This is a genomic window from Pseudoalteromonas mucoides, from assembly GCF_049257175.1.
GTDB lineage: Bacteria > Pseudomonadota > Gammaproteobacteria > Enterobacterales > Alteromonadaceae > Pseudoalteromonas.
The window spans coordinates 106,886-114,897 of record NZ_JBMMUC010000018.1 but is presented as its reverse complement, the minus strand read 5'-3'; the positions used below and the strand labels follow the sequence as shown (position 1 = coordinate 114,897).

8 protein-coding genes are annotated in these 8,012 nt (G+C 37.8%); 3 read left to right on the top strand and 5 right to left on the bottom strand.

The genetic code is table 11. The features are described from left to right. Positions 1-333: 333 nt before the first annotated feature. From AAEU30_RS18145 to acuR, 4 genes are all read right to left on the bottom strand, one after another. Entirely contained in the window at positions 334-2,472 is a 2,139-nt protein-coding gene (locus tag AAEU30_RS18145; protein WP_421961743.1) for a methyl-accepting chemotaxis protein, read from the bottom strand. 289 nt (positions 2,473-2,761) lie between these two features. Further along, positions 2,762-3,178: a VF530 family protein gene (locus AAEU30_RS18140; RefSeq protein ID WP_290208392.1), complete on the bottom strand. Its 417-nt coding sequence runs from the start codon at positions 3,176-3,178 to the stop codon at positions 2,762-2,764. A gap of 116 nt (positions 3,179-3,294) precedes the next feature. After that, positions 3,295-4,293 carry an acrylyl-CoA reductase (NADPH) gene (acuI, locus tag AAEU30_RS18135; protein WP_421961742.1) on the bottom strand — a complete coding sequence of 333 codons (999 nt, stop codon included), beginning with the start codon at positions 4,291-4,293 and terminating at the stop codon, positions 3,295-3,297. A 47-nt stretch (positions 4,294-4,340) separates the two neighbouring features. Further along, a complete protein-coding gene (gene acuR, locus AAEU30_RS18130; protein ID WP_421961741.1) occupies positions 4,341-4,976 on the bottom strand; it encodes an acrylate utilization transcriptional regulator AcuR in 636 nt (211 codons plus the stop codon). 410 nt (positions 4,977-5,386) lie between these two features. Between acuR and rmf the strand changes: the two genes are divergently transcribed. Further along, positions 5,387-5,557: a ribosome modulation factor gene (gene rmf, locus AAEU30_RS18125; RefSeq protein ID WP_058558798.1), complete on the top strand. Its 171-nt coding sequence runs from the start codon at positions 5,387-5,389 to the stop codon at positions 5,555-5,557. Positions 5,558-5,621: 64 nt separating this feature from the next. Here the strand turns inward: rmf and fabA are convergent, their stop codons facing one another. Further along, a complete protein-coding gene (fabA, locus tag AAEU30_RS18120) occupies positions 5,622-6,137 on the bottom strand; it encodes a bifunctional 3-hydroxydecanoyl-ACP dehydratase/trans-2-decenoyl-ACP isomerase (protein ID WP_421961740.1) in 516 nt (171 codons plus the stop codon). 205 nt (positions 6,138-6,342) lie between these two features. On the opposite strand from fabA, the gene AAEU30_RS18115 reads away from it, so the two are divergent. Continuing rightward, on the top strand, positions 6,343-7,200 hold the full coding sequence (locus AAEU30_RS18115; protein WP_421961739.1) for a 6-carboxytetrahydropterin synthase: 858 nt from the start codon (positions 6,343-6,345) through the stop codon (positions 7,198-7,200). After that, positions 7,193-8,008, top strand: coding sequence for a M23 family metallopeptidase (locus tag AAEU30_RS18110; protein WP_421961738.1), 816 nt, complete (start codon positions 7,193-7,195; stop codon positions 8,006-8,008). Before AAEU30_RS18115 ends, AAEU30_RS18110 begins: the two co-directional genes overlap by 8 nt. Positions 8,009-8,012: the final 4 nt, after the last annotated feature.

Genomic DNA, 8,012 nt, shown 5'->3' with positions numbered 1-8,012 from the left:
TGGACCATGCCAATCCACAATTGGAGCTTGTGTTTATCTCAGTTGGCGATTTATTTTAAGGGGCGTTTAGATAACGTGCTCGATCTTTAATTTTTAAGCTGACACAGAATTTTGAACGCCCTCGGAAATAATTGGAAAGGTGTATTAATTCACATAATCGGGTAGCCGGAGGTCTCCTCCAGACCCCACACCATCCATCATGCGCTTTTTATTAACAGGAAGTGCAATGAGTGGTTCATCTCCCGTAATGAATATTGATCCAAATATCATTCAATGACACTAAACCTTGTGACGTTAAGTCGTCATTACCTAACGTAATGTTAATTTGTATTTTTAGTTGTTTGTTACTTGAAAACGTGAAATTAAGCGCTCAAGCTCAGTGGCACTCCTATCTACAGAGCTCGTACCAAGGCGCACTTCATGCAGTGAATTTTGTAATAATGAACTTATCTCATTAACCTGTTGCGCACTTTTGAGCTGCTGCGTTCCTTCTTTGTTTATTCCTGTTAGCGTATCAATCATATGGGCTAATGTTTCATTTAACTCAGTATCATCGTGTATGATTTCTTCAGTTGAAAGCATATCTTTTTCAACACTTTGCATACTTGATTGCATAATCTCTACTGATTGGGCAGCACTACTTTGTATCTTGCTAATCAATTGACTGATTTCTGTGGTTGCTTGGCCAGTTCTTGCCGCTAAGTTTCTAACTTCATCAGCGACAACTGCAAATCCACGGCCTTGTTCACCGGCTCTGGCGGCCTCAATAGCAGCATTAAGCGCGAGTAAATTAGTTTGATCAGCAACTTGGCTTATTATACCCACCACTGAACCAACATTATTTACATGGTTATGAAGTCCTTGAATGGTATTGCTAGAGGTATCAATTGAGTTATGGATACCTTGAGTTTGTTCTCTTATTGTTTGAAATTGCATGACACTTTGGGCAGCTGCGGTTTCTAAATTAGTTCGGATTATCTCAACTTCATTAGTGGCGTCATTGATAGTATTGAGCTGAATTTCAATTCGAGACAGTAACTTTTGTGTTTCAGCTAACACAGTATTAGCATTGAGACTGAACTCATCTTGCTTTTGTATTAATACTTGTTTTGCTAGTTGAACATCGTTAGATACATTAATAACTTTACCAACGGTACTATCAAGACTATCAATGAAACTGTTGATCCATTTTCCTAACTCACCAGTTTCATCATTTGATAATAGCCGACTTTCTAAACGCTGCTTTAAGTTACCACCACCTTCAGCTATACCTCTAATTACATCTGTCATTTTCTGCAATTTACTTGCTACATTTGCAGGGCCGCTTTTTGCGAATAATACACTTGTCATAGTTAAAGTAGCCAATGTCATACCTGCAGATGCAAACCAGTTAAGGCCTAAAATTTCGTGGCAAATGGGTGCTGTAAATGCAACTATTGAGCTATAAAAAAAGTGTTGGCGTAAAAGTGTATGACTGATCGAGCGACTACGATAAACCTCTTCGAGGTCACCTTCACACATCATTCCCCATGTATCTTTAGAGCCTGGAAGAGTGAATGTAACTCCTTTGCCTATGACAGGAACGTGGCGGTAGTCTGAGTAACCAGGATAGTCTACAAATATATTGCTACCTGATTTGATCGTTTCGCGCACACCTGGGTGTAATTTACCAGTTGCGGGGTCGGTAAATTTGAGTTCTAACTCTGTATGGTCTTTAACTTGAAGTACGCCCCAGTCAGTTTTAACGCCATCTTTGAGGTTATCTCCCAATGAAAATGTACGATCTTCAAATCTAGAACGAGATAGGGCAGTGCCGGCTTCAATAGATTTATCAAAGTTAGCTTTGACCATAAATAGGTAGTTATCACCCGATTCTTGATATATGTGCCCAGCTTCACGTTGAATTAGATCGCCAATCACATCATTTGGCACGCGTGCACACAAACAATAAGTTTGCTCATTAGCCAATTTAATAGGTAAATAAAACATCAATGTTACAGCATCATGAAACTTAGATGAGGTTGGGCCTAATTGTTTTGTTTGTATATCTTTGTAAGGCCCATGAAGGAATGGCCCTTTAAATCCTTCTTGAACAGCTAGTTGTGCTAAAGTACTGTGGCCAATATGCGCTTGATGACTTGAAGCTTGCACTTGTGCTGTTTGCGCAATTAAAAATAGTTCTGATATATCATGAGTGTGCTTTAATTTTATAGCTAATAATTCGCTGCACTCACTGAGGTTGCTTTGTTTTATTTCATTGGCAACACTTTGTAAAAATTGCCATTGACTGTTGGTCCAATCTTGTAGAATTTCGAGTCGTGTATTTGAAATTCCTTCAAAGGTATTTTTAATAAATGTTGTGCGATTACGGTTTAAAAAACATGATAAACCTAGAGCTAATTTTCCATTGCGACCTAAATAAGGTAACCAAGTCCTTTCTTCTTTATTCAAATACATAGATCTACTACTCACTTAATACCCCTTATTGAACAGTGCAAACATACGTTGCTGCATCCCGATAAAGCAAGATATTGACCATGTAGGAATAATGAGTAGAGAATGCGGTTTTAACAGATAGTTTGTATATTTAAGATATAAAAGGGGTTTTATATAAATGATTTATTGGTTATAAAAATTGACTATTTTTGCACTGCACAAAATTGGATAGTCAATGCACCAAACTGGTAGAACATTTTACTGGTAATAAATTATTAGCTAGCAAAGCTAGCAAAGCTAGCTAATAATCATAGCTCTAAAGAGGTTAGTTACCCCAAGGGTTGCTTGCATTCGAGCGTTGCTTTCGAGTTCGAGCACGGTCTTTAGCTTCTTTTTTAGCTTGGATACGCTTTGCATCACTAAAACTTAATTCACATGGCTCACCTGGTTTGTGATCAGCAGGAATAACACGGTCACGTGGCGGTAGTTGATATTGCACATCATCAGGTTTAGGTAAGTTTTTTAAGCGGTAAAGGTAAAAGTTTTCAACTTTGTCTTGTGCCCATTGAGTTTTACGTAAAAATTTTACCGCAGACTTTAGATCTGGATTATTTTTAAAGCAATTTAATTGCAAGTAAGCATGTAATAATTCCCAGCCGTATTGATCAACTAGCTCAGATACTACCTGTTCAAGTTTAACGCCTTGCAAAGGGTTATTGCCAAATAATTCTTCGTTACTCATGGTTACTCTCATTTCATTTCTAATATTGTAATTATAATTTTTATATCAATAATTAGATAGTAGAAATTAAAATCGAAAGCTGTCATTTATTTAACAGCTTTATATAAAAAAGGGGATTAAGATTTTTGACAATTAACCACAATTCGGCCTCTTACATTTGCGGCCATTAACTCATTAGCACAATTGATCACATCTTTTAAGGTTATTTCATTGCTAATAGTGTCTAGGTATTCTGCGCTTACTAACGAGCTGAGTCTATCCCATGCTTCTATTCGGTCGGCTTTAGGGCGCATGACACTGTCAATCCCAATGAGTGAAACTCCACGTAAAATAAAGGGCGCTACCGATGCTGGTAAATCCATGCCTTGAGCAAGACCACAGGCTGTGACAACGCCACCGTATTTTAAAGATGCGCAAATATTAGCAAGAGTATGACTACCAACAGAGTCGATAGCTGCTGCAAATCGCTCTTTTGCTAAAGGCTTGCCTGGTTTTGAAAACTCATCTCTATGAATTATCTGTTTTGCACCTAGGTGTGTTAAATACTCAGATTGCTCTGGTCGTCCGGTTACTGCAACTACACTAAAACCAAGCTTGTTAAGTAAATAAATAGCAAAGCTGCCAACACCACCATTAGCGCCTGTAACCAAAATATCACCAGAAGCAGGGGTGATACCTTGTTTTTCAAGGGCTATTACACTGAGCATTGCCGTATAGCCCGCAGTGCCTATTTGCATTGTTTGCTTTGCAGTTAAACCTGAAGGCTTGGGTATTAACCAATCGGAACTTAAACAGGCTTTTTGTGCAAGCCCTCCCCAAAATTTTTCGCCAACGCCAAAGCCATTTAAAATGACAGTATCGCCAGGTTGAAACTCATCTGTTTTGCAGCTGGATACTTTACCTACTAGATCAATTCCCGGCACCATAGGAAAAGAACGCACAACAGGCCCCTTGCCTGTGATTGCAAGTCCATCTTTATAGTTAAGAGTGCTGTACAATACATCAATGCTTACATCGTTATCAGGTAACGCACTCGTATCTACTGTGTCTAGCTTTGCACAGTAGGGGGTATCGTCTGATTGATTAATAACAATAGCGTTGAATAAATTTTCCATTACGAATCCTTTTAGACCGATCGTCTTTTAAATGATAAAAAAAGGCACTACCTCAGTAGTGCACGTAAAAACATTTCTGTATATAGCATTAAAGGTTGTGAGTTTTTGACTAGTTTTGCGCGCATTACAGCACCTTCCCAACCAACCCAAAAAAATTCACTTATCTGAGCGGCATCGATATGTTTACTGACTAATTTTTGCTCTTGCGCGCCTTCAATACATTGTTGTACTTTCTGCTGCCATTGTTCATAGCTGTGCAATAGCTTGGTTTTAAATTCAGCTGATAAATGATTAAGCTCTTGGTTCAAATTACCAATTAAACAACCACGGCTGAAGTTATACTTTTGCATACCAGTTGCGGCACTTTGAGTAAAATTTATCAAGCGTTCTAAATGAGGTACATCATCTTGCTTTAAGTATCGGTTTAATTTTGCAATGAAGTAATCATTGTATGCGTCTATTACTGCTAAGCCAAAATCATCCTTACTTTTAAAGTAGTGATAGAAAGAACCTTTAGGGACACCTACCTTTTTTAAAATTGTGTCTATCCCAGTGGCACTAAAACCAAATTCGGTTAATGTTTCAAGCCCAGTAGCTATAAGTAATGCTTTGGTATCAGCGTTACTACGAACTACTTTTGGTGGGCGACCACGTCTTGGTGGATTTTGCTCGTTTGTTTGCATAACCCATATTAGACCGATCGTATTTATATATGCAAGCACTTTGTATGTTATTTACACATTTTTAAATTTCACTTTATAAAATTATAAATATTAAATGCTTGCAATAAAGTTGTCATAATTACAATTTATTGATGAACTTTTGCGTTACATAGGTAGTCACATTTAAAGCAGGATACTGCATGTTAGCGATTAGATAGTCGTAATTTTTTTATATAAATATTGAATGTACATCAGTGGTTTGACCACTTTGCTTTTTGAAATGTTAATTCATTTTCGCATCAGCAGCTTAGTTAAAGTCAATTTATTTAATTGCTTTTATGATTTGAATTTAACAGTTTTATTAACTATTCATTAATTGTAGATGTCATTAACACTACAAATTTATAAATATAAAAGGTGAGGATTTACCTATGAAGAGACAGAAAAGAGATCGGTTAGAAAGAGCTCATTCTCAAGGTTTTAAAGCAGGTTTGGCAGGACGTTCAAAAGATATTTGCCCTTATCAACAAGTAGACCCTAAATCAGAGTGGTTAGGTGGTTGGCGTGAAGCGATAGAAAATCGCAACATGTACAAAACGTAATTTTATAAACGAATTTTAAGCAAAAACGCCCTCGATTGAGGGCGTTTTTGTTGCAGCACTTTAATTAAAATGCGCTCGTATCTTGGAATAAACCTACTTTAAGATCTTTCGCTTCATAGATAACGCGGCCGTCTACTTCAACAGTACCATCAGCCATACCCATAAATAATTTACGCTTAATAACACGTTTCATCTCTAAGCGATAAGTTACTTTTTTCGCAGTGGGTAAAATTTGACCTGTAAACTTTACTTCGCCAACACCCAATGCGCGACCTAAACCTGGACCGCCAGACCAACCAAGGAAAAAACCAACAAGTTGCCACATTGCATCTAAACCTAGGCAACCAGGCATAACAGGGTCACCTTTAAAGTGACAATCGAAAAACCATAGGCTTGGGTCAATATCAAGTTCTGCAACGATTTGACCTTTACCATGCTCGCCACCATCATCAGTAATTGAGATGATGCGATCCATCATTAACATGTTATCACTTGGTAAGCGGCAGTTGCCTTCACCGAACATTTCACCTTGACCACAAAGGATCAACTCTTCTTTTGTATAGCTATTTTTAGGTTCCATAACACTTTTTCGTCGCTTAGAAATTGCAGAGTACTTTAGCGTACACTTGTACGCTAAACAACTCTGAACAGTTAAAAAAACAATGTTTTTGCATGAAATATCACCTATTAGGTAAAGAACATGCTAATTGTGCGATTAGAACGCGCAATTACGAGTAAAAATCATTATAATCAGTTTGATTTTTTAACCAGTATAAAGGAAGTTTATGATCCTTTTTGTTAACGCACTTACAGTAATTGATTTTTCTTATCTGTGTAATAAACGAGGCGCAGTTGGCGAGAGCTGGATTGTTGATTTAACTTTGCATGGCAAGTTAAATGAAGAGTCTATGGTGCTTGATTTTGGGTTAGTTAAAAAACAAATCAAAGGCATCATTGATGAGTGCATAGACCATAAATTAGCGATACCTTCACAAATAAATGGTGAAGTTGTATCTCATGGGGACTATAAAACACTTGATTGTACATTTGGTGATATCCATCATTTAGCGATGAGTGCACCTAATCAAGCATACTGTTTAATTGATGCCCCCGTTATCAATGAGCAAGCTGTTATAGATTTTTTAATAGCGACTATCATGCCGCAGTTACCAAGCAATATTGATAAAATTGAAATTGAATTAAAACCTGAGCATAGCAAAAGCTTTTATTATCATTACAGTCATGGACTTAAAAAGCATGATGGTAATTGTCAGCGTATTATTCATGGGCATCGTTCGCAGCTGGGCGTTTCATTAAATGGTATGTCCATGCCGCGCATTCAAAAGCAGTGGGCTGACAAATGGCAAGATATTTATTTAGCTACTGCTGAAGATCAAATTGACGCGTCAGAATTAAAACATGTTCATGCTAAAGAGTCGGACCTTTGTTTTGCGTACAGCGCAGCACAAGGTTATTTTGAAATGGCAATAAGTAGTGAACGTTGTGATATTTTACCGGTAGACACTACAGTAGAATGTATTGCTGCTTATTTAGCTCAGCAAATTAAGGCACAATACAGCGACTCTGATGTCAAAGTTACAGCGTATGAAGGTGTTGCTAAGGGGTCTATTTGTTATGCGTAAATTGATTCTTGCAAGTGTACTTACATCGTTGAGCGTTTTTGCTCATGCTGTAGAATTAAAAGGTAATCTCACTCAAGGTGGTTTAGTGACAGGCCAGCTTGATGGTGCAAAATCAGTGAGCTTTAACGGTGAAAAGTTAAAAACCACGGCTAATGGTACATTTGTGTTTGGCTTTGGTCGAGATGCAAAGCTAAATCATGAATTAAGCTGGGTAGACACTGAAGGTAAAACTCATAAACAGCCTTTGTTGATCACCAAACGCGATTACGATATTGATAAAATTACCGGTGTCGCAAAAAAATATGTGTCTCCACCTAAAGAAGTCAGTGAGCGAATTAGTCGCGAAGCAGTTGCTGTTAGAAATGCCCGCAAAGTTGATTCTGATTTAACGTACTTTTTAGACCCTGTTTATAAACCTGCCCAAGGGCGTATTTCTGGTGTTTATGGAAGCCAACGTTACTTTAATGGTGAACCTCGTCGTCCTCACTTTGGTCTGGACATTGCGAATAAAACAGGCAGTCCTGTGTATGCACCAGTAAGTGGAACGGTGGTTTTTGCTAATAATGATTTATATTATTCTGGCGGCACACTGATTTTAGATCATGGACACAGTGTGACTTCTACCTATATTCATTTAAGTAAATTAGATGTAAAAGTAGGTGATGAGATAAAACGTGGTGAAAAAATAGCTGAAATAGGTGCTACAGGGCGTGTAACAGGCCCGCATTTAGACTGGCGATTTAACTGGAAGGGTGAACGCCTCGATCCTGCACTTATGATGTTAGACACCTTAGCTAATAAAAAGTAGAGAA